This window comes from Bradyrhizobium sp. STM 3557 (assembly GCF_045571465.1).
Taxonomy (GTDB): Bacteria; Pseudomonadota; Alphaproteobacteria; order Rhizobiales; family Xanthobacteraceae; genus Bradyrhizobium.
Genome location: NZ_CP120697.1, coordinates 5,942,266 through 5,964,693 on the forward strand (window position 1 = coordinate 5,942,266; position 22,428 = coordinate 5,964,693).

The window sequence follows — 22,428 nt, forward strand, 5'->3', positions numbered from 1 at the left end:
ATTCATCATCCGTCCAACCCCGGCAATTTCGAATTATTCCAGAATTGCGGCTGAAGTCAGAGGCTATGGCGACGGTGCTGCTCGCGAATTGCAATCCAGACCCGCTCCGGCGTCGCCGGCATGTCGATGTGGTCGATCTTGTACTCGCGCCACAACCCCTCGATGATCGCGTTGACGACGGCCGGACATGACCCGATCGCGCCCGCCTCGCCGGCGCCCTTCACGCCCATCGGATTGGTCTTGCAGGGCACGTTGTGAGTCTCGAAGGTAAAGGGCGGCGCATCCGCGGCGCGCGGCAGCGCGTAGTCCATGAAGCTGCCGGTGACGAGCTGCGCGTCGGAGTCGCTGTAGATGACCCGCTCCATCAGCGCCTGGCCAATACCCTGCACCGCGCCGCCATGCACCTGACCGGCGAGGAGCAATGGATTGAGCGTGACGCCGAAATCGTCGACGATGACGTAGTTGACGATCCTGATGATGCCGGTGGCCGGATCGATCTCGACCTCGGCGAGATGGGTGCCGTTCGGATAGGTGCCGTCGGCACTGGCAAAGGTCGCGCTGCCGCTCAGCTTACTCGCATCGCCGTCCGCCTTCTTGGCGAGATCGGCGAAGCTGATGGCCCGATCGGTGCCGGCGACACGCACCCGCCCCTCGCTGATCTCGAGATCGCCAATGCCGGCCTCTAACGCCTCCGCCGCGATCTGCTTCAGCTTGTCGCCAAGCTCCTGGGTGGCGCGCTGCACGCTGACGCCGCCCGAGGGAATCGAGGCGGAGCCGCCGGTGCCGAGGCCGGTCTTGATCTCATCGGTGTCGCCCTGATGGATGTGGATGCGCTCGGGCGGCAGGCCGAACTGCTCGGCGACGATCTGCGCATAGGCCGTCTGGTGCCCCTGCCCGCTCGACTGGGTGCCGATCAGGATGGTGACATCGCCATTGGGATCGAGCCGCACATTGGCGGTCTCCTCGCCCATCACGCCGCAGACCTCGACATAGCTCGCAAGCCCGATGCCGCGCACCAGACCTTGCTTCTTCGCCGCCCTGGCGCGCTTGGGAAACTCCTTCCACTCCGCGATCTCCATCGCGCGCTTCAGATGCGCGCTGAAGTCGCCGGAATCATAGACCTTGCCGGTCGCGGTCTTATAGGGCAGCGCGCGCGGCGCGATGAAGTTCTTGCGCCGGATCGCATCCACGCTCATGCCGAGCTTGCGCGCGCAGGCGTCGACCAGCCGCTCGATCACATAGGCCGCCTCGGGGCGGCCGGCACCGCGATAGGCATCGACCGGCACGGTATGGGTGAAGACGGTGCGCACGCGGCAATGGAAGGCCTGGATGTCGTAGAGACCGGGCAGCATGCCGGCGCCGCCATGCGGAATGTAGGGCCCGAAGGTCGAGAGATACGCGCCCATGTCGCCCATCAGGTCGACGTCCATGCCGAGAAACTTGCCATCCTCGGCCAGCGCCATCTTCGCCACCGTGACGTTGTCGCGGCCCTGCGCGTCGCCCATGAAATGCTCGGCGCGATCGGCCGCCCAGCGCACCGTCTTGCGCAGGCGCCTGGCCGCGACCGCAAGCAGCGCATATTCGCGGTAGGGAAACAGCTTGGTGCCGAAGCCGCCGCCGACATCCGGGCAGATCACCCGCATCTTCTCGACGGGTATGTTCAGCACGTTCTGGCACAGGATGTCGCGCAGGCGATGGCTGCCCTGGCTGCCGGCCGTGAGCGTCAAATGATCGCGCTTGGCATCATATTCGCAGACGGCCGCGCGCGTCTCCATGAAGCTCGCAACCACGCGCGGATTGACGATCCTGATCTCGGCCACCGCATGCGCCTTGGCGAATGCTTCGTCGGCTGCCTTCTTGTCGCCGATCGAGACGTCGAACAGCACGTTACCCTTGTGCTGCGGCCAGACCTGCGGCGCATCCGGCTTGACAGCGTTGGCAACCCCGGTCACCGCCGGCAAGGTAGTCCACTCGACCTTGACAGCCTCCAGCGCATCGCGGGCGTGATCGAGCGTATCGGCCACCACGAAGGCGACGGCGTCGCCGACATGCCGCACCTCGTCCTTGGCGAGAATCGGATATGGGGGCGCCGTGAATGGATCGGTCTCGAGGTTGAACAGGCACGGCAGGCCGCCGAGATCGGCGACATCCTCGGCAGTGAGAATCAGCGACACACCGGGCAGCGTCCTTGCCGCGCTCGCGTCGATCGTGAACCTGGCGTGCGCATGCGGCGAGCGCAGCACCAAGGCATGGAGCGAGGCCGACGGCGCGAGATCATCGGTGTAGCGGCCCTTGCCGCGGATCAGCGCATCGTCCTCTTTCCGGAGCACGCTTTGACCGACGCCGAACTTGATTGGAGCTGCCATCTCGTTTCACTTCCCGCTTGTTGCCCGATTACGTGCATATTGCAGCGGGAGCAGGATCGGCGCAAATCGATTCAGCCGCCACTTTGACGCGGTGCAAAATTTCGCGAACTGGACCCGACGCTCGGTTCGTCAGCTCCGCCGCACCAGAGATTTGAGCCAGCGTGGGCCAAACAAGCTGAGAATGGCGCCGGCATAGACGATCGCGCCGACGACGATCAGCAGGGCCAGAACGGCTTCGTCACGGAAGCGGCCGAGACCGGCAAGCTGCGCCATCGCGATGCTGGCGGTGAGCCAGAGCATGCCCGCCAGCACGAGCCCGGTGATCGCATATTTGACCAGCGATGCGCGGAGCGCACTGCCAAATTCCAGATAGCCCCTGGCGACCGCAAAACCGAGCACCAGCAACAGGTTGATCCAGGCGCCGACGGCGGTTGCGAGCGCGAGCCCGACCTGGGCCAGCGAGCCCATCAGCAGCACCTTCAGCACGACATTGGCGGCAAGCCCGGTCAGGGACGCCTTGACCGGCGTTGCGGTGTCCTTGCGGGCGTAGAAGGTCGACACCGCGCTGCGGATCAGCACGAAGGGAATGAGGCCGATCGCATAAGCTGCGAGCGTGGCGCCGGCCGCCGCCGCATCGGCCTTGGTGAAGGCGCCGCGGGTAAACATCGCGCGGGTGATCACATCGGGCACGGCAAGGAAAGCGGCGACGAACGGCACCGAGAACAGCAGCGTGAAATCGAAGGCGCGGCGCTGGCTCTCCATCGCACCAACGTGGTCATTGGCCGAGAGCCGGCGCGACATTTCCGGCAGCAGCACGGTGCCGACCGCAATCCCGATCACACCGATCGGCAGCTGGTTGAGCCGGTCGGCGTAATACAGCGCCGACAACGCGCCAGCGGGCAAGAAGGTCGCGATGATGGTATCAGCGAACATCGCCACCTGCGTGCCCATCGAGCCCAACGTCGCCGGCCCCAGCGCGCCGAAGAAGGCGCGGATGTCCTCGTCCAGCTTGAGCGGCGCAAAGCGCGGCAGGCCGCCGTGGCGCGCGAGATCGCCGGCAAGGAGGAAATATTGCAGGAAGCCGGAGATCAAGACGCCCCAGGCCGCGGCGTGGCCTGCGCTCGGGAAGAACACGGCGAGCGCCAGCGTCGCCATCATCGCGATGTTGAGGAAGATCGACGCGGCCGCGGCGCTGGCGAAGCGCTGCATCACGTTGAGCATGCCGCCATAGAGCGTCACCAGCGTGATCAGGAGCAGATAGGGAAAGGTGATGCGGGTGAGCTCGATCGCAAGCCCACGCTGCGCCGGATCATCCGTGAAGCCCGGCGCGAGCACGCTCATGACCTCTGGCATGAACAGCCAGGCCAGGATCAGCAGCACCACCTGCGAGGCGAGCAGCAGCGTGAAGATGCGGTCGGCAAACAGGCTCGCGGACGCCTGCCCCTTCTCGCCGTGAACATGAGCATAGGCCGGCACGAAAGCGGCGTTGAACGCCCCTTCCGCGAAGATCGCGCGGAAATGATTGGGCAGGCGGAAGGCGATGAAGAAGGCATCGGCCACCGGACCGGCGCCAAGAATCGCCGCCAGCATGATGTCGCGGGCGAAGCCGGTGAGCCGGGATAGCAGCGTGTAGCTGCCGACGGTGAAGATGCGTCCGAGCATGCGCCGCTTCTAAAGCATCAGGCGGGCAGGTTGAAGCGAAGATCGTTCAATACGTCTGAGCTTGCGTGGCGTGAGCGCGCCGTCGCGCGGTGTACCCCCTCTCCCCGTTCTTACGGGGAGAGGGCTGGGGTGAGGGGCAGACGCACGATCGGTGTGAGTGTTTAGACCTGTACCCCCTCACCCGATCGCTTCGCGATCGACCTCTCCCCGCAAGCGGGGCGAGGTTAAGGGGAGCAGCTCAACCCGCCACCGCGCCGCGTACGGCCTCGATGATTCGCGACTGCGTCGGCTCGTCGAAATAGGCGTGCATCGGCAGGCTGATGACGTCGCTCGACAGCCGCTCGCTGACCGGCAGGCCGCCATCGGCGACCGGGAAGATGCGATAGGCGGTCTGCTGGTGCATCGACTTCGGATAATAGATCACGGTCGGAATGCCCTGCGCCTTCAGCGCCGCCTGGAACTGGTCGCGATCGATGCCTTTGGGCAGGCGAATGGTGTATTGCGCCCAGACCGACGTGCAGCCCTCGGCCAGCCGGGGCACGTTGACGACGTCCGTGAGCCCCCTGGTGTAGCGGTCTGCAACCACGTTGCGCGCCGCGATCTCGTCCTCGAAAATCTTCAGCTTCTCGATCAGCACCGCGGCCTGGATGGTGTCGAGCCGCGCGGTGAGACCAAGCCGGATGTTGTCGTATCTGTCGGCGCCGCCGCCATGAGCACGGACGCTGCGCAGCTTGTCCAACAGATCGGCGTCATCGGTGAGAATGGCGCCGCCATCGCCATAGCAGCCGAGCGGCTTGGCCGGATAGAAGCTGGTCGCGGTTGCAAGCCCGAAGGTGCCGATACGACGGCCCTTGTAGCTGGCGCCAAAGCCCTGCGCTGCGTCGTCGAGCACGAATAGGCCTTCGGCCTCGGCGACCGCCGCGATCAAATCATGCTGCGCGCTCTGACCGAACAGATCGACCGGGATCACCGCCTTCGGCTTCAGGCCGAGCCGCGTCGCCGTGGCGATGCCGCGGCGGAGCGAGGCCGGATCGATGTTGAAAGTGTCTTCCAGCACGTCAACGAACACCGGCGTCGCGCCCGTGAGCGCCACCGCTTCGCCGGTCGCACAAAAGGTGAAGGACGGGCACAGCACCGCATCGCCCGGGCCGATGCCCTTGGCCATCAGCACCATCAGCAGCGCATCGGTGCCCGAGGAGCAGCTCACCGCATATTTGGCGCCGCAGAAAGCAGCGAGCTCGGTTTCGAGCTGCGTGATCTCCGGACCGCCAAGAAACTGGCAATGCGCAAGCACGCGCGCCACCGCCGCGTCGAGCGATTGGCCGAGCCGCTGACGCTGCGCGACGGTGTCGATGAAGGGAATGGGCTGATGACGCAGATGCTGGTTCATGGCGCCTGACGAAGTTTGAGAGATGGACATCGAACGGATGCGATTCGAATGCGAGCGCTTCAGCCTGCGACGCGGCGCGGCTCCTTGCGGGCTACGGGAGGCGCGATGCGATGGGATGAGGTTTCCAGGCACTGCGTGGCGATCGCAAGGCTGGCGACGCCTTCGTCGCCGGTGACCGCTGGCGCCGTTCCGGTGCGCACCGCGTGCAGGAACGCGAGTAGCTCGGCCCGCAGCGGCTCGTCATAGCCGACCGGCAGATGGCGCATTGAATAGCTGCCATCCGGCTTGAAGCCGAAGCATTCGGTGACCTGACGCGTGAGCAGATCGCCCATGATGTACTTGCCGCGCGTTGCGACCGTAACGCTGCGCGCCTTGAACGGCGTCAGCCAGTTGGTGTTGATGTGAGCGAGCACACCGGAGGCTGTGCGGAACTGCAGTAGCGCGATGTCCTCGCGCTCGGCGACCGCGCTGGAGAGCTGCGGCTGCACCTCGATGATGTCGGATTCGGTGAACCATCGGATCAGGTCGATGTCGTGGACCGCCAGATCGATGACGACGCCGACATTGGACATGCGCGGCGGGAACGGGCCGACGCGGGTGATCCCGATCGACAGGATGTCCTCGCCCGCAATCGCCTGCTTGATGGCCGCGACCGCCGGGTTGAAGCGCTCGACATGGCCAATCATCAGGGTGACGCCGGCGCGCTGAGCAGCCGACACGATCTCCCGCCCCTCCTCGACGCTCGAGGCGATCGGCTTCTCGACCAGAAGATGAATGTTGCGCGCGATGCAGGCGAGCGCGATCTCATGATGCAGATGGGTGGGCGCAGCCACCGTCACCGCATCGACACCCTGCGCCACCAGCTCGTCGAAATCGGCGAAGGTCGCGCAGTTGGCAAGGTCGGTGACGCGGGAGCGATGCGCCGGCAAGGGATCTGCGACGCCGACCAGCTGGACGCTCGGCAAGCCGGCCAGAACGCGCGCATGATTGCTCCCCATCACGCCTGCGCCGATCACCCCGACCCGCAGCGGCTGCTTCGGCTCGATCTTGCCAGCCCCCTTCGAACTCATGTCAACGACCCCATCGATATGTCGGATCTGCCGGCCCACGATGAACGGGAAGCAAATCAGCAACTGGTTTTTCGCTCTCTAGCATGCCGCCACAGATCAGGCGAATGGTCCCGGAAACGAACTCAAACACGTTTTGATTCAAATGATTACACGGTGATTTTAGGGCAATTGCCGTTGCAATCCGGGGGACGGTCGGCCATCAAACATTCCGTAAGATGCCGGAGTGCGCGTGATTTGATGGCTTACGATGAGTTCGAGCTCCAGCTTCGTGCACTGGATGAACGGGGCCGCTACCGCCGATTGCACAGTCGCACCGGCATCGATTTCACCTCAAATGATTATCTCGGGCTCGCCGAATCGGATGAGCTGCGGCAGGCGGCTATCGAAGCCATCGCCCGCGGCATTCCGGTCGGCGCCGGCGGCTCCCGGCTGCTGCGGGGAAACCATCCTGAACACGAGGCGCTGGAGATCGAGGCGGCCAACCATTTCGGCGCCGAGAGTGCGCTCTATTTCGGCGCCGGTTACACCGCCAATCACGCGATCTTCTCGACGCTGCCTCAGCGCGGCGACATCGTGCTCCATGACGAGCTGGTGCATGCCAGCGTCCATGAGGGCCTGCGCCGCTGCCGCGCGCCGCACGAGAGCATCCGACATAACGACGTCGATGCCTTCGCCGAGCGGCTCGCGCAATGGCGCCAAGCGGGCAGCCGCGGGCGTCCCTGGATCGCGGTCGAAAGCGTCTACAGCATGGATGGCGACAGCCCTGCCCTCGCCGATCTTGTCGCGGTCGCCGACCGCTTTGATGCGGTGCTCTTGATCGATGAAGCGCATGCAACCGGTGTGCTCGGACCGGATGGACGCGGCCTTGCAGCTCCGTTCGAAGGCCGCGACAATGTCATCACGCTGCACACCTGCGGCAAGGCGCTCGGCACCTCCGGCGGCTTCGTGCTCGGCCCGAAGATCATCCGCGACTTCCTGGTGAACCGGGCGCGCCCCTTCATCTTCGCGACCGCGCCCTCGCCGCTGATCGCGGCCGTCACCCGCGCGGCGCTGCGGATATCGAGGGAGCCCGCACGGCGCGAACGGTTGGCGCATCTGGTTGCCTTCGCTGCGCGTCAGTTGAAAGCGCGTTGCGGCATCGATGCCTCGCCGTCGCACATCCTGCCGGTCATCGTCGGCGCCGACGCGAAGGTCGTCGCGCTCGCATCCGCCCTGCAAGCACAGGGCTTCGACACCCGCGCGATCCGGCCGCCGACCGTGCCCGAAGGCACGGCGCGCCTGCGCATCGCGCTCACGGCCAATCTGACCGAAGCGGTGATCTCCGAGTTGTTCGACGCCCTGGCCATAGCGATGAGGGGGTTGCCGTGACGGCACGAATCGTCGTCACCGGCACGGATACCGGCATCGGCAAGACCGTGTTCGCAGCCGGCCTCACCGGGGCGCTCGACGGCAACTATTGGAAACCGGTGCAGTCCGGCCTCGATGGCGAGACCGACTCCGACACAGTGCGCCGCCTGGCGGGCGTTCCGGCGGAGCGCATCCTGCCCGAGCGCTACCGGCTGGCCACTCCGGTCTCACCGCATCTTGCCGCCGAGATCGACGGCATCGCCATCGACTCCGACGAGTTGGAGCTGCCGGCAACGCCAAACCCGCTCGTCATCGAAGGCGCAGGCGGGCTGATGGTGCCGCTGACGCGCGAGATCACCTATCTCGACATGTTCGCACGCTGGCGTGCACCGCTAGTGCTGTGCGCGCGCACCACGCTTGGCACGATCAATCACACGCTGCTGTCGATCGCCGCGTTGCGTGCACGTAGCATTCCGCTGATTGGCATCGCCTTCATCGGCGACGCGAACGGCGATTCCGAACAGACGATCGTGGCGATGGGGCGCACGCGGCATCTCGGCCGCCTGCCGCATCTGCCGCAACTCGATGCCGGCACGCTGCGCGCTGCATTCACGGCCCATGTCGATGTCGCCACCATTCTGGAACGTTCCGCATGACCTCCGCCTCGCCGGTCTGGCATCCCTTCACCCAGCACGCGGTGCATGGCGAGATTCCGACCATTGTCCGCACCGATGGTGCCTGGCTCGAAGCCGCCGACGGCCGAAAAATCTTCGATGCCATTTCGTCATGGTGGGTGATCACCCATGGCCATCGTTATGCGCCGATCACGGAGGCGATCCGAACCGAGACCGAGCGGCTCGACCAGGTGATCTTCGCCGGCTTCACCCACCCACCGGCGGAAGAGCTGGCGCAGCGGCTCATCGGGATCACGCCGCCCGAGCTGACGCATCTGTTCTTCTCCGACAGCGGATCGACCTCGGTCGAGGTCGCGCTGAAGATGGCGCTCGGCTACTGGCTGCATTCGGGCGAGGACCGCCGGCACATCCTGGCGCTCGAAGGCGCCTATCACGGCGACACCATCGGCGGCATGTCGGTCGGCGCGCGCGGCGTGTTCAACGCGCCCTATGAGCCGCTGCTGTTCGATGTCGGCCGCCTTGCCTTCCCGCATCCGGGGCGCGAGCAGGCGACACTCGACGCGCTTGAGAAGGCCTGCCGCGAACGGCCGGTAGCGGCGCTGATCGTCGAGCCCTTGATTCTCGGCGCCGGCGGCATGCTGATCTATCAGCCCGCCGTACTGGCCGAGATGGCGACGATCTGCGCCCGCCACGGCGTGCTGTTGATTGCCGACGAGGTGATGACCGGCTGGGGCCGTACCGGAACGCTGTTCGCCTGCGAGCAGGCCCGCATCGTGCCGGACATCGCCTGTTATTCGAAAGGCCTGACCGGCGGCGTGCTACCGCTCGCGGTCACACTGTGCCGACAGGCGATCTTCGACGCCCACTACGCAGAAGATCGCCGCAAGACCTTCTTTCACTCCTCGTCCTACACCGCCAATCCGATCGCTTGCGCCGCCGCGCTCGCCAATCTCAGGGTCTGGCAAAGTGAGCCCGTGAAGGAACGGATCGCTGCGTTGGCTGGCGTTCACACCAAAGCGCTCGAGCGCTTTCGCGACGACAGGCGTTTTCTGAACGTCCGCCAGCTCGGCACCATCGCCGCGCTCGATCTCGTCGTGCAGGATGCCGGCTATCTCGCCGATATCGGGCCCCGCCTCTACCGGCATTTCTTGGCACGCGGCATGCTCGTGCGGCCGCTCGGCAACACGATCTATCTGATGCCGCCCTATTGCAGCACGGCAGCTGAGATCAACGCTGTCTATGAGGCGATCGCGGCGGTCGATCTCGATTGCTAGGCACCCCTCACGAAACCGTGTTGGCGGGACGCGGTAACGCGCCCGGCCAACGCCGCGAACACGGATGCGAACCGTATGGGAGCCTCCGATGCTGTCGCGTCTCTTGATTCCGCTTGCCGTCACTATGGGGCTTGCGCCTGATATCGCCGATGCGGCCGACCGCCCGGTGGTGGTCGAGTTGTTCACTTCGCAGGGCTGCTCGTCCTGTCCGCCGGCGAACGCCTATCTCAACGATCTCGCACGCGAGCGGCACGACGTGCTGCCGCTCGCCTTCCATGTCACCTATTGGGATCGGCTCGGCTGGAAAGACCCGTTCTCGCTGCCGGTGGCGACCGATCGGCAGGCCCGCTATGGCAGCCGTTTCGGCGACGGCTCCTATACGCCAGAGATCGTGGTCGATGGCCTCAATAGTCATGTCGGCTCGTATCGTGACGAGATCGGCTCCGCGATCGATCGCGCCAAGGCCGGCGCGACCACCGCAACGGCCGTGAAGGTCAGCCGCAAGAACGATCAATTGCTGGTCGAGATTGGAGCGGGCAATGGCCGCGGGCGGGTGCTGCTGGTCGGCTTCGATCACTATCACAAGACCGCGATCCGTCGCGGCGAGAATGGTGGCCGCACCTTCGAGGAGCTGAACGTGGTGCGCTCGGTCCGTCCGCTCGCTGATTGGCACGGCGTGCCATTGGATCTCACGGAGCAGGCGCCGGAGGGCGAGGATGCCGCCGTGCTCGTCGAAGCGCCGGACGGACGCATCGTCGGCGCAGGAAGGCTGTGACCGCGAACGATCAGGCCGAAGCTGTCGCGCAATAACGGCGCCAGAAGCTCCGATAGCCTTCTTCGACCTTGCGCGTGTACAGCTCGCCATTGCCGGCGGCGGAGCTCGCCACCCTGCCCGGCAGTTCGGCGCGCAACTTCGCGAGCGTTGCTGGCTCTGCGATGTGACGGCGCGTGATGGCGACATAGCCGTTGTCGTCATCGGCAACCCAATCGTCGAGGCCGACCGATTTGACGATCGCGGCGCCCATCCGCGATGGCGCGGTGGTGCCGAGCTTGGACACCACCGGAATGCCCGCCTGCAGCGATTCCCAGGTGCTCACCCCGCCATTCAGCGGAAACGGATCGAGCGAGATGTCGATATTGGCGAACGCCGCGATGTGCTGTTCGCGCGATGTCGAACCAAGGCACGAGAGACGGCTTTCCGCCACCCCATGCGCCACGAAACGCGCAACGAGGCGGTCGCGCAGGAAGGGATCGTCGAGTGCGACGTTCTTGATCACGATCCTGGACTCCGGAAGCTCTTGCATCAGCCGCGACCAGACTGCGAGCGCCGGGTCGGAGATCTTGTCGATCCGGTTGAAGACGCCGAAGGTCACATGTCTATTGCGCAGCATCGGGAGCGGCGTCGGCTGCACGCCGGCCAGCGGATCGGTGGTGATCAGCGCCGGAAGGTCGTAGACCGCTTCGGCGAACAGATGACGCACATTCTGCGGCACCGTGACTGGATCAGCGAAGAAGTAGTCGATGGTCGGCACGCCGGTACCGGTGCCGCTGCCCCAGGCCGTGACCTGGATGGGCGCCGGCTTGCGGGCAAACACGGCGAGCCGATTGCCGGCCGAGTGTCCGGACAGATCGACGAGGATATCGACCTGATCCGCCTCGATGCGCGCCGACAGCTCATCGTCGGACATCTGCCAGGCATCCACCCAGACATCGGAAGCGGCGCGGCACTGCGCCGTCATGTTGTCCTGCAGCGGCGAGCAGGAGTAGCAGGCGATGCGGAACTGCTCGCGATCGCAGTGCCGCAGCACGGGCAAGAAGGCGAAGGCGGCGGAATGTCCCCTGAAGTCGGAGGAGACATAGCCTACGGTGATGCGCCGCTTCGGATCGAGGTCCCGTGGCGACAGCGATCTTTGTGGGATGTGAGCACCGATCCTGCTCCACCATTCGCGCCGCGCGGCTTGGTGCTGAGCGAAATCGGCATCGGGCGTGAAATCGAGCGTGAAGATTTTGGCGGTGATCGCGTCGCCATAATCGGGCTTGATCTCGAGCGAGCGGTCGAAATGCTGCAGCGCTATGGCGAGCTCGCCTTGCCGGGCGAAGCAGGCGCCGAGCCAGGTCCAGGCCACCTCCGAGCCCGGATTTTGCGCGAGCACCTTGCGGCAGGCATCCATCGCCGGGGCGATATTGTCCCTGAGCACATTGATCTGGGCGGCTCCCAAAAGCGCGATCTCCTGCATCGGATCGCTCGCCAGCGCGGCGTCGTAATCGGCCTTGGCCTGATCGAACCGTCCGATCTGCTGATGCAGCCGCCCACGCTGGGCAAGAACAAGGGGAGCGCCAGGCCTGATCGCGAGCGCGGCATCGAAGGCGGACCGCGCATCGTCGAAATGACGCAGATTGATGCTGGCCAGGCCCTTGCCGAACATCGCCTCCATGTGACGCGGGTTCAGCGACAGCGCGCGATCGAAGCTCTGATTGGCCTCCGCGTTCAAGGCGAGCAGCAACTGCGCCATACCTCTGTTGCAATAGGCGTCCGCATAGTCGGGCTTCACCGCGATCGCCCGCTCGTGAGCTGCAATCGCCTGCTCCGCCTCGCCAAGCCGCGTCAGTGTGTTGCCGAGATTGGTGAGCGCCGTCGCGAAATTCGGCTTGAGCGCGATGGCGCGCTCCTGGACCTTGCGAGCCTCCTCGTAGCGCTTCTGACCGAACAGCGCGAGACCGAGATTGCCGAGCGCCTCGGCATGGCGCGGTTCGACTGCCGTCGCTTGTGTCAGCGCCTGCACCGCGACATCAGGCCGGCCGCCGTCGAGCGCCGAGACGCCGAGTAGATGCAGCGCGTCGAAATGATCTGGGACGAGCGCGAGCACCTGGGCGCAGATCGCCTGCGCCTCCGCATGCTTGCCGGCGCGATAGGCGGCGACCGCCACGGGGACCAGCGCGTCCGCCTGCTTGCGGTTCTTCTTCTGGAGCCGTGCGTTCTGGAACGCGCGCGAACCGACATTGCTGGCCACGGATATTCCCCGGATGCGCGTCAGCTATTGGCGGCGCAGTAGCGGCGCCAGAACGTGCGGTAGCCTTCCTCGACCTTGCGCGTGTAGGTCTCGACATTGCCGGCAGCAGAGCTTGCGACCTTGCCGGGCAGCTCCGCGCGCAGTCTCGCCAGCTCCGATGGCCGGGACACATGCCTCAGCGCAATCGCGATATAGCCATCGTCGTCCTCGGCCACCCAGTCGTCGAGCCCGATCGCCTCGACGATCGCGGCACCCATGCGCGATGGCGCGGTGGTACCGAGCTTGGTCACCACCGGGATGCCCGCCTGCAGTGATTCCCAGGTGCTGACCCCTCCGTTCAGCGGGAACGGATCGAGCGAGATGTCAACATTGGCGAAGGCAGCGATGTGCTCGTGGCGCAGCGACGAGCCGAGACAGCGCACGCGCGTCTCCGGAATGCCTTGCGCGACGAAGCGCGCGATCAGCCGATCTCGCAGGAAGGTGTCGTCCAGCGTTCCGTTCTTGACAAGGATGGAAGCCCCATCGAGCTCGCGCAGCAGCCGCGACCACACCGCGATCGCGTGATCGGAGATCTTTTCGGTGCGGTTGAAGACGCCAAACGTGATGCGTCCGGTCTGCAGCATCGGCAGAGGCGTCGGCTGCAGGCCCGGCAGCGGATCGGTGGTGATCAGGGCCGGCAGGTCATAGACCTGCTCGGCGAACAGCGGCCGGACAGACTGCGGGACGGAGATGGCGTCGGCGAAGAAGTAGTCGATCGTTGGCAGGCCCGTGCCGGTTGCCGAACCCCAGGCTGTGACCTGGACCGGCGCCGGCTTGGCGGCGAACACCGGGAGACGGTTGCCGGCCGAATGGCCGGACAGATCGATCAGAACGTCGACACCATCGGCCTGGATGCGGTCTGCCAGTTCGTCCTCCGAGAACCGGCTGGCGTCGACCCAGATGTCGGCACAGGCGCGGCACTGGTCGGTCACGCTGTCTGATAGCGGAGAGCAGGAATAACAGGCGACCTTGAACGCCTGATGGTCGTGATGGCGTAAGACGGGAAGGAAGGAAAGCGCGGCCGAGTGGCTGCGGAAATCGGACGAGACGTAGCCGACGGTGATGCGCCGCTCGGGATCGAGATCGCGCGGCGGCAACTCCCGTCGTCGAATCTGGGCGCCGATGCGGGTCCACCATTCGCGCCGCGCGGCCTGATGCTGGGCAAAGTCGGCCTCGGGCAGGAAGTCGAGCGCGAAGATTTTCTTGGTCATCACGTCCTCGAAATCCGGCTTGATCTCCAAGGCGCGATCGAACTGCTGCAGCGCGCCCGCGATGTCGCCCTGCTTGCCGAGGCATGCGCCGAACCAGGCCAGCGCGACTTCCGAATTCGGGTTGCGTTCGAGCACCCTGTTGCAGGCCGCCAGCGCCATCGCGGTCTTGTCAGTGATCACGCCGACATGGGCCTTGCCGAGCAAAGCGGGTTCGAGCGTGGGGTCGCTGGCAAGCGCCGCATCGAAATCGGCTTCCGCTTCCTCGAAGTGGCCCATCTGGATGTGGAGGCGACCGCGCTGCGCGATGATTGCGGCAGTGCCGGGCTTCATTGCCAGCGCGGCGTTGAAGGCAGCCAGCGCGTCCTCGAAATGCCTTAGGTTGATGCCAACCAGGCCCTTGCCGAACATTGCCTGCATGTGGCGCGGGTTGAGCGCAAGCGCGCGATCGAAGCTCTGCAGAGCTTCCTGGTTCCGCTGCATCACAAGCTGCGTCATGCCGCGATTGCAATAGGCATCGGCATAATCGGGCTTGGCGGCGACGGCGCGCTCATGCGCCTCCAGCGCTTCGTTGAACAGGCGCATGTTCATCAGCGTATTGCCGAGGCTGGTCAGCGCCAGCGCGAAATTCGGCTTCAGCGTGACGGCACGCTCCTGCACCTTGCGCGCCTCTTCATAACGCTTCTGGTTGAACAGCACGAGACCGAGATTGGCGAGCGCCTCCGCATTCCGCTGCTCGACCAATGTCGCCTGGGTCAGGGCCTGCTCGGCAAGCTCCAGCCGGCCGCTGTCGAGCGCAGAGACGCCCAGCAGATGCAGCGCGTCGAAATGATCGGATACCAGTGCGATGACCTGCCCGCAGATCGCCTGCGCCTCGGCGTGCCGGCCGGCGCGATAAGCGGCGACTGCACTCGGCAGCAGCGCATCCGCCTGCTTGCGGCTTTTCTTCTGCAGCCGCGCGTTCTGGAACGCGCGCGAACCGATCGTGCTTTGCAAGGACAACTCTCCGGGAGGCGTGATGTCCTTGCGAATCTAGCATGGCTCGCGTGATTCGAGAGAGGTAACGGGCCGCTCTTCCCCTCACGCGCTACCCGCGCCGATAGTCGTCCTCGAGGCGGATGATGTCATCCTCGCCGAGATAGGAACCGGTCTGCACCTCGATCAGCTCCAGCAGGATCTTGCCCGGGTTCTCCAGCCGATGCACCGCGCCCATCGGGATGTAGATCGATTCGTTCTCGTGCACGGTCTTCACGGTTTCATTGACGGTGACATGGGCCGTGCCGCGCACCACGATCCAGTGCTCCGAGCGATGATAGTGCTTCTGCAGCGACAGCCGCTGGCCCGGTTTGACGATGATGCGCTTGACCTGATGGCGCTCGCCATTGTCGACCGACTGATAGCTGCCCCAGGGCCGGTGCATCTTGATATGCGCCTCGGTCACCTCGGGCGCGACCTTCTTCAGTCTCGCCACCAGCCGCTTCAGCCCGTTGGTGTCGCGCTGTCGCGACACCAGCACCGCGTCCTGGGTCGCGACCACGACCAGATCGTCGACGCCCTCCAGCGCAACGAGCGCATGATCGGTGACGACGTTGCAGTTGCGGGAGTCCTCGAACACGCCGGCACCGCGCGCGGCATTGCCCTGCGCATCCTTCTCCGACAGTTCCCACACCGCGTGCCAGGAACCGACATCGGACCAGCCGCAGGCGACCGGCACCACGGCGGCACGCGCCGTCTTCTCCATCACCGCATAGTCGATCGAGATCGGCTTGGCCGCTGCGAAGCCGTCGGCATCGAGGATGACGAAGCCGAGATCGCGCCCGGCCTTGCTGACGGAATCGGCGACCGCTTGCACGCTGGCGGCGTCGAACTTGCGATACTCCTCGAGCAGCACGTCGGCGCGGAACATGAAGTTGCCGCTGTTCCAGACGTAACCGTCCCTGATGTACTGCTCGGCAGTCGGCAGGTCCGGCTTCTCGACGAACCTTGCCACCGCGCGCACCGCGCCGGACACCGTCTCGCCCGGACAGATATAGCCATATTCGGTGGCCGGCCGCTCCGGCGTGATGCCGAAGGTGACGATGCGGCCGCTCTCGGCCGCCGCAAGCCCCTCGCGGCAGGCGGTCAGGAAGGCCGCCTTGTCGCCGACGACATGATCGGCCGCGAGCGCCAGCACCACCGCCTCGCCATCGCGCGCCTTCGCGAAGGCCGCACCGGCCACGATCGCCGGGCCGGAATCGCGCCGCATCGGCTCGAGCAGCACATCGGCCTCGAGCCCGATCTCGGCCAGCTGCTCCAGCACCATGAAGCGATAGGTCGCATTGGTGACGACGATCGGCCGCTCGAACAGATCGGGATCCGAGACCCGCAGCAGGGTATCCTGAAAAGTGGAGCGCGCGCCGAATAGCGGCAGGAACTGCTTCGGGCGCACCTCGCGCGAGGCCGGCCACAGCCGTGTGCCGGCACCGCCGCACATGATCAGGGGAATGATACGTCTGGTCATGAAATCGATCCGTTAAATCCGATGATAGTCGCGATACCATTTGGCGAAACGCGCGATGCCGTTTTCGATCGGCGTCGCCGGCTTGAAGCCGATGTCGCGTTCGAGATCGGTGACGTCGGCGTAGGTTGCCTCGACGTCGCCCGGCTGCATCGGCAGCATCTGCTTGATCGCGGCCCGGCCGAACTCCTTTTCCAGCAGGGATATCACGTGCATCAGGTCTTCGGGATGATTGTTCCCGATATTGTAAACCGTCCACGGGGCCCTGCTGGTAGCGGGGTCCGGCCGGTTCCCGTCCCAGCCGGGATTGCCCTGCGGCGGCCGGCCGATCAGGCGAACCACGGCCTGCACGACGTCATCGACATAGGTGAAATCCCGCCGCATCCTGCCATGATTGAAGAGCCGGACCGGCTGCCCGGCCAGGATCGCCTTGGTGAAGATGAACATCGCCATGTCCGGCCGCCCCCACGGGCCATAGACCGTGAAGAAGCGCAGACCGGTGGTCGGAAGCTGGTAGAGATGGCTGTAGGAGTGCGCCATCAGCTCGTTAGCCTTCTTGGTCGCGGCATAGAGGCTGATCGGATGATCGACGTTGTCCTTCACCGAGAACGGCAGCTTGGTGTTGGCACCATAGACCGACGAGGACGACGCGAACAGCAGGTGCTCGCAGCCATTGTGCCGGCAGCCTTCCAGCACGTTGATGAAGCCCGCGAGATTGGCATCGACATAGGCGTGCGGATTCTCCAGCGAGTAGCGCACGCCGGCCTGCGCCGCGAGATGCACCACCGCCGGAAAACGATGCTCGCCGAACAGCGCTTTCATCGCGGTGCGATCGGCGAGGTCGAGCCTATGGAAGGAAAAACCGGGCTGCGACGACAGCATCGCAAGCCGCGCCTCCTTCAGCTTCGGGTCATAATAGTTGTTGAGGCTGTCGATGCCGACCACCTGCCGGCCTTCGGCCAGCAGCCGCTGCGCGACATGGAAGCCGATGAAGCCGGCGGCGCCGGTCACGAGGACGGGATTGTCAGCCATGGTCGCTCCATTACGGCCGCCACAATTCGATCGCCGCAGGCTTGCTCGCGCGGTCGAGCTTCATTTTGACATCGAGCACGAGTCCTTCGCCGTCGCGCAGCAGCCGCTGGATCATCCGCCAACCGCCGCTGATATAGGACTCGTGCGCGACCGCAAGCACCACGGCATCCGCAGGGCGCAGGGCATCGAGCGCGGTCAACGCGACGCCATATTCCTCTTCAACCGCGTGCGTATCCGCCAGCGGGTCGGCAATCTGCACGTCGATGCCAAAGTCTTGCAGTTCCCTTACGATGTCGATGACGCGCGAATTGCGGATATCAGGCACGTTCTCCTTGAAGGTCATGCCGAGCACGGTCACCGTGCCGCTCTGCCCCTTGCGCCGCAAGAGGCCGCGGATGCATTCGCGCGCGATGCGGCGGCCCATCTCGTCGTTGATGCGGCGGCCTGCGAGGATCACCTGCGGATGATAGCCCGCCTTCTCGGCGCGATAGGTGAGGTAATAGGGATCGACCCCGATGCAGTGGCCGCCGACCAGTCCCGGCGAGAACGGCAGGAAGTTCCACTTGGTGCCGGCCGCCGCCAGCACGTCGCCGGTGTCGATGTCGAGCGCCTGGAAGATCAACGACAGCTCGTTCATGAAGGCGATGTTGAGGTCGCGCTGGGTGTTCTCGATCACCTTGGCGGCCTCCGCCACCTTGATCGACGGCGCACGGTGAATGCCGGCTGACACCACCGAGCCATAGACGTCCGCCACGATCTGCAGCGTCGTCTCATCCTGGGCCGAGACGACCTTGGCGATGGTCTCGAAACGGTGCGTCTTGTCGCCCGGATTGATGCGCTCTGGCGAATAGCCGACATGGAATTCGGCGCCGGCCTTCAGCCCCGAGCAGCCTTCCAGGACCGGAACACAGTCCTCCTCGACCGCACCCGGATAGACCGTCGACTCATAGACCACGATATCGCCGCGCTTGAGCACGGCCCCGACGGTGCGTGAGGCCGCCAGCATGGCCGTCAGATCGGGCCGCCGTGCGGCATCGATGGGGGTCGGAACGGTCACGATGAAAAAATCGGCATCCCGCAGGGCCGCTGCCTCGCTCGTGAAAGTCAGACCCGGCCGGTCGAGATCGGCGCGATCGACCTCACGCGTGCGGTCCTCGCCGGCCCTGAGCTCGGCGACTCGGACGGAATCGATATCGAAGCCGATGACCGGCGTCCGCCCGCGAGCGAAGGCTGCGGCGACCGGCAAGCCCACATAACCAAGGCCAATCACCGCAATCTTCCGGCCATGAGACATAAATTGTATTCCGGTCGTTTCCGAGGCCATTGACGGCAATCCGGCGACTGTTTAGCCACCGGGGGGTCAGGACCGCAAGAGGTGGGGCTGGAGAACGCCTGCCTGGCCAAAAGCGGTCTCATCCATCCAGGACGAGGGTTTGCATCTCGCACTCGGCTTGGACTGGCAAACCAGGGGCGAACCCGGCCTGAAATGCGTGCCTTTCTCATCCTTCTGGTCCGGATTGTGGTCTCCCTGGGCCTGCTCTATCTCGCGCTGCGCGGGATCAATTTCGCCGCAATTCAGGTGCGGTTGAGCCAGATCAGCGTTGGCTGGATCGGAATTGGCGTCATCATCGCGATCATCCAGATCTTTGCCGGCGCATTGCGCTGGCAGGCGATCTCCGCGCTATGCAGCGCCCCCCTGACGGCCCTTCGCGCCTTTCGCTACAACATGATCGGCGCATTCTTCAACCAGACCCTGCCCTCGTCGATCGGGGGCGATGCGGTCCGGCTGTGGCTGATCGGCCGCATGGGCGCGGGCTGGCGCGCGGCCTCCTATTCGATCCTGACCGATCGTGCGGTAGGCTTCATCGCGCTTGCTGTCGTCATCGTGGCAAGCCTGCCCTGGAGCTATGGGATGATCGCCGATCAGCAGGGTCGTCTCGCCCTGCTACTGGTCGACGTCGCGGCATTGGCAGCCGGAGCCGGTTTCCTGATTTTCGGGCACCTGCCTTTTGCGTTCCTGAAGCGCTGGTGGCTGACCCGGCACATCCACGCATGCTCCGTGATCGCCAATCAGGTCATCTTCAACCGGACGAATGGTCTTTGGATCTCGATTCTGTCCCTCGCCATCCATGTCATGGCCGTGGGGATCGCCTGGTGCGCCGTGCGCTCTATCGCGGCGTCCGCCAGCTTCGAGCAGATCTTCATGCTAACCCCGCCGATCATGCTCATCACGATGCTGCCGATCTCGATCGCAGGCTGGGGCGTCCGCGAGGCCACCATGATGGTGGCCTTCGGTTATGCGGGACTGTCCCCGGCAGACGGCACGGTGGTGTCGATCCTGTATGGTGCGGTCTATTTCATCGTCGGCGCTTTCGGCGGTCTGGTCTGGATCTTCAGCGCGGAAAAAGGTCTCAGCGGTATGACGGTCGCGACAACCGCGGAAGAGTGAACGAGCGGTTGGATCAGCACCGGCGCGCACGCGCTCTGACGCATCTCAACCGTGATCATTTGCGGTGTTTCCAACGCGCTGGCGCGGTTACCGATCTTGGAAGCCGCTGACGGTTCGAACACCGCCTTGACGTGCGATCGAAGTCCGAATCGCCTCCATTCCGGCAAGATCTTTACTTCGAATTGACCCTGGATCGCGCTCGGCCGCTTCGATACTCGGCTCGTCACCGGAACTTAACGCATCCGCGCTACGACATCGCGAGAACAGCCGATGGGACTCCTCACATGCGCGAACGCAAGCTCTCAGCCCGAGAAGTGATCGCCCGGTCTTACCCGTCCTGGGACTATATCATGGCCGACCGCTTGATCGCCTGGCTTGATGAATGCGGCTATCAGATCGTCGAGAAGCAGCATACGGACGCGCCCCTTGTGCCGAACGCGCCGGCCCACGAAAACCGGCACTCTCAAGAACCGATCCGGTAGACTGGTTCCCTGCCGTCAATCTCCTCTCGCGGTCAAGACCCGTGTCTGACCGCGACCGTCCGTGGTGACGAGGACGCTCCGCTAAGATGGCAACCCTTGGACGCCGGCGGGACACGCAGATTCATCGGAAGCCTGTGTGACAGCCGCATCGGGATTAAAATATCTCGATACTTTGTCCTTTTTCCGCTTCAGCCTCCTAATATGATGGCCTTGCCTAAGGTCGTGATTTGCTTTTCCCGACTCAAGTGATGCCGTTTTCCCATCAACTCCTCACAAGCTTGCACGTTCAATCGATGCACAAGGCCCGCCCTGCCCGATCAAGTTCGCAGACGACCGGTGTTCGCACCGACGGGCATCAGGTTCGGCTCAGTCGTTCTTCCAGGATGCATCATTGCTGCGACTGATCGAGTGTCCCTTCCATGCTGGTGACCAATTTCCGTCTGAAATATGTGCTCTACCGGATCGTCATGGCAGGTTATCAGCTGCTCGACACCGGCCGGATGCATCCAGTGCGCGAACGGGCGAAACGCGCCCTGATCAGCAGCGTCGACTACATCGACAGCAGCATGCCCGACGCATTGGGCTTCGAAACCCAGCGGGAGCTGCTCGAATATTCGCTGACGCAGACGCCCGCCCAAGGCCACTATCTGGAATTTGGCGTCTTTTCCGGGGGCACGATCCGTCATATCGCCAAGCGCAAGCCTGCTGCAACCATTCACGGATTCGACAGCTTCGAGGGCCTTCCCTCGGCATGGGGCGGCTTCAGCCTTCGCAGCGGCGCCTTTTCTCGACAAGGCAAGCTGCCTCGCGTACCGCCTAATGTTATGCTTCACAAAGGCTGGTTCAGCAACACAATCCCGCCATGGAAGCAGCAATATGGTGGGCCGATCGCCTTCATGCATATCGACTGCGATCTCTACAGATCCACGGTCGATATACTGGAAGGTCTCGTGCCGCACATGCGCCCCGGAACCGTGGTTCTGTTCGACGAGTATTTCAACTATCCGGGCTGGGAGCGGCACGAATTCAAGGCCTGGAAGGAGTTCGTCGCGACCCATAACGTCACATATGAATATTTGGCGTACGCGCGTCAGCAGGTTCTGATCCGCATCCTGAGTATCGGTGGCGCATCATGAGCAGGGGGCGCGACTTCTGGGCCGCCGAAGTCAGCCTTAGCGCAGCGGCGGAACGTTTCCACACCACCAGGAAGATCATCTCTCCCTACGATGACGATCCGCTCGATCTCACGCTCTTTGTGTCTTGTTACAACGAAGCAGCCTACATCGTCGAGACGCTGAACATGATCGCGAAGCTGGCCGAACAGGCCAAGCTCAAATACGAGATTATCGTCATCGACGACAAGTCAAAGGACAACTCCCGTGAGGTGCTAGCGAGATATGTCCAGGACCATCCAACGAAGAATATCTTGCTGCGCTTCAATAGGATCAACAAGGGCTTGGCACAGAACTACATGGACGCTGCGTTTCTCGGCTGCGGTAAATATTACAGGCTGATCTGCGGCGATCATGCCGAAACACCAGAAAGCACGCTCGCCGTGTTTCAGGCGATCGGGTCCGCCGACATCATCGTCCCCTATTATACCGGCGTCGAAGGCAAGAGCGTCTGGCGTTGGACGATCTCGAACCTGTTCACGGGCCTGCTCAACGGTATAACCGGCAACAACCTGCACTACTACAACGGACTGCCGGTTCATCTGCGCCACAACGTGATGCGCTGGCATTCGGATTCACGCGGCTTTGGTTTCCAGGCTGATACGTTGTGCCGCCTGATCGATCTCGGCTTCGACTACCGGGAGGTCCCTATCATCGCGGTCGAACGGCGTACGGGTAAGTCCAACGCTCTGACATTCCGCAATCTCCTGTCCGTGACGCATACCCTGCTGGAAATCGGCATCCGGCGACTGTCCAACCGCGCCTACCGCATGCGGTGATAACCGACGCTCTAC

The 22,428-nt window shown here is 64.3% G+C and carries 17 protein-coding genes; 8 read left to right on the plus strand and 9 right to left on the minus strand.

Going from position 1 to position 22,428, the window contains the following annotated elements:
* Positions 1 to 56: 56 nt before the first annotated feature.
* From P6U24_RS27520 to P6U24_RS27535, 4 genes are all read right to left on the minus strand, one after another.
* On the minus strand, positions 57 to 2,366 hold the full coding sequence (locus tag P6U24_RS27520; RefSeq protein ID WP_407155584.1) for a xanthine dehydrogenase family protein molybdopterin-binding subunit: 2,310 nt from the start codon (positions 2,364 to 2,366) through the stop codon (positions 57 to 59).
* A 129-nt stretch (positions 2,367 to 2,495) separates the two neighbouring features.
* On the minus strand, positions 2,496 to 4,028 hold the full coding sequence (murJ, locus tag P6U24_RS27525; protein WP_407155585.1) for a murein biosynthesis integral membrane protein MurJ: 1,533 nt from the start codon (positions 4,026 to 4,028) through the stop codon (positions 2,496 to 2,498).
* 238 nt (positions 4,029 to 4,266) lie between these two features.
* A complete protein-coding gene (locus P6U24_RS27530) occupies positions 4,267 to 5,418 on the minus strand; it encodes a DegT/DnrJ/EryC1/StrS family aminotransferase (RefSeq protein WP_407160610.1) in 1,152 nt (383 codons plus the stop codon).
* A 59-nt stretch (positions 5,419 to 5,477) separates the two neighbouring features.
* Complete coding sequence (locus P6U24_RS27535; RefSeq protein WP_407155586.1) at positions 5,478 to 6,488, minus strand: Gfo/Idh/MocA family protein; 1,011 nt, start codon at positions 6,486 to 6,488, stop codon at positions 5,478 to 5,480.
* A gap of 237 nt (positions 6,489 to 6,725) precedes the next feature.
* On the opposite strand from P6U24_RS27535, the gene P6U24_RS27540 reads away from it, so the two are divergent.
* From P6U24_RS27540 to P6U24_RS27555, 4 genes are all read left to right on the plus strand, one after another.
* Positions 6,726 to 7,856, plus strand: coding sequence for an 8-amino-7-oxononanoate synthase (locus P6U24_RS27540; RefSeq protein WP_407160611.1), 1,131 nt, complete (start codon positions 6,726 to 6,728; stop codon positions 7,854 to 7,856).
* Complete coding sequence (gene bioD, locus P6U24_RS27545) at positions 7,853 to 8,491, plus strand: dethiobiotin synthase (protein ID WP_407155587.1); 639 nt, start codon at positions 7,853 to 7,855, stop codon at positions 8,489 to 8,491. The genes P6U24_RS27540 and bioD overlap by 4 nt, the downstream gene beginning before the upstream one ends.
* Positions 8,488 to 9,744 (plus strand): adenosylmethionine--8-amino-7-oxononanoate transaminase, encoded by a 1,257-nt coding sequence (locus P6U24_RS27550; RefSeq protein ID WP_407155588.1) that lies wholly within the window; start codon positions 8,488 to 8,490, stop codon positions 9,742 to 9,744. The genes bioD and P6U24_RS27550 overlap by 4 nt, the downstream gene beginning before the upstream one ends.
* Positions 9,745 to 9,832: 88 nt before the next feature.
* The gene (locus P6U24_RS27555) at positions 9,833 to 10,519 is read left to right on the plus strand and encodes a DUF1223 domain-containing protein (RefSeq protein WP_407155589.1); all 687 of its coding nucleotides are present in this window, start codon (positions 9,833 to 9,835) and stop codon (positions 10,517 to 10,519) included.
* 10 nt (positions 10,520 to 10,529) lie between these two features.
* Here P6U24_RS27555 and P6U24_RS27560 read toward each other — a convergent pair whose 3' ends face one another.
* The 5 genes from P6U24_RS27560 to P6U24_RS27580 form a co-directional block, all read right to left on the minus strand.
* Complete coding sequence (locus P6U24_RS27560; protein ID WP_407155590.1) at positions 10,530 to 12,755, minus strand: tetratricopeptide repeat protein; 2,226 nt, start codon at positions 12,753 to 12,755, stop codon at positions 10,530 to 10,532.
* 20 nt (positions 12,756 to 12,775) lie between these two features.
* Positions 12,776 to 14,998, minus strand: a complete 2,223-nt coding sequence (locus P6U24_RS27565; protein ID WP_407155591.1) for a tetratricopeptide repeat protein — start codon at positions 14,996 to 14,998, stop codon at positions 12,776 to 12,778.
* Positions 14,999 to 15,089: 91 nt separating this feature from the next.
* Positions 15,090 to 16,502: a mannose-1-phosphate guanylyltransferase/mannose-6-phosphate isomerase gene (locus tag P6U24_RS27570; RefSeq protein ID WP_407155592.1), complete on the minus strand. Its 1,413-nt coding sequence runs from the start codon at positions 16,500 to 16,502 to the stop codon at positions 15,090 to 15,092.
* Between the two features lie 12 nt (positions 16,503 to 16,514).
* Positions 16,515 to 17,531, minus strand: coding sequence for an NAD-dependent epimerase (locus P6U24_RS27575; RefSeq protein ID WP_407155593.1), 1,017 nt, complete (start codon positions 17,529 to 17,531; stop codon positions 16,515 to 16,517).
* 10 nt (positions 17,532 to 17,541) lie between these two features.
* Complete coding sequence (locus P6U24_RS27580) at positions 17,542 to 18,825, minus strand: nucleotide sugar dehydrogenase (RefSeq protein WP_407155594.1); 1,284 nt, start codon at positions 18,823 to 18,825, stop codon at positions 17,542 to 17,544.
* 192 nt (positions 18,826 to 19,017) lie between these two features.
* On the opposite strand from P6U24_RS27580, the gene P6U24_RS27585 reads away from it, so the two are divergent.
* The 4 genes from P6U24_RS27585 to P6U24_RS27600 all read left to right on the plus strand — a co-directional run bounded on the left by P6U24_RS27585 (position 19,018) and on the right by P6U24_RS27600 (position 22,413).
* Positions 19,018 to 19,980, plus strand: coding sequence for a lysylphosphatidylglycerol synthase transmembrane domain-containing protein (locus P6U24_RS27585; RefSeq protein WP_407155595.1), 963 nt, complete (start codon positions 19,018 to 19,020; stop codon positions 19,978 to 19,980).
* Positions 19,981 to 20,264: 284 nt separating this feature from the next.
* The gene (locus P6U24_RS27590) at positions 20,265 to 20,462 is read left to right on the plus strand and encodes a hypothetical protein (protein ID WP_407155596.1); all 198 of its coding nucleotides are present in this window, start codon (positions 20,265 to 20,267) and stop codon (positions 20,460 to 20,462) included.
* A gap of 419 nt (positions 20,463 to 20,881) precedes the next feature.
* Positions 20,882 to 21,598, plus strand: a complete 717-nt coding sequence (locus tag P6U24_RS27595) for a class I SAM-dependent methyltransferase (RefSeq protein WP_407155597.1) — start codon at positions 20,882 to 20,884, stop codon at positions 21,596 to 21,598.
* Complete coding sequence (locus P6U24_RS27600) at positions 21,595 to 22,413, plus strand: glycosyltransferase family 2 protein (RefSeq protein WP_407155598.1); 819 nt, start codon at positions 21,595 to 21,597, stop codon at positions 22,411 to 22,413. Before P6U24_RS27595 ends, P6U24_RS27600 begins: the two co-directional genes overlap by 4 nt.
* Positions 22,414 to 22,428 lie beyond the last annotated feature (15 nt).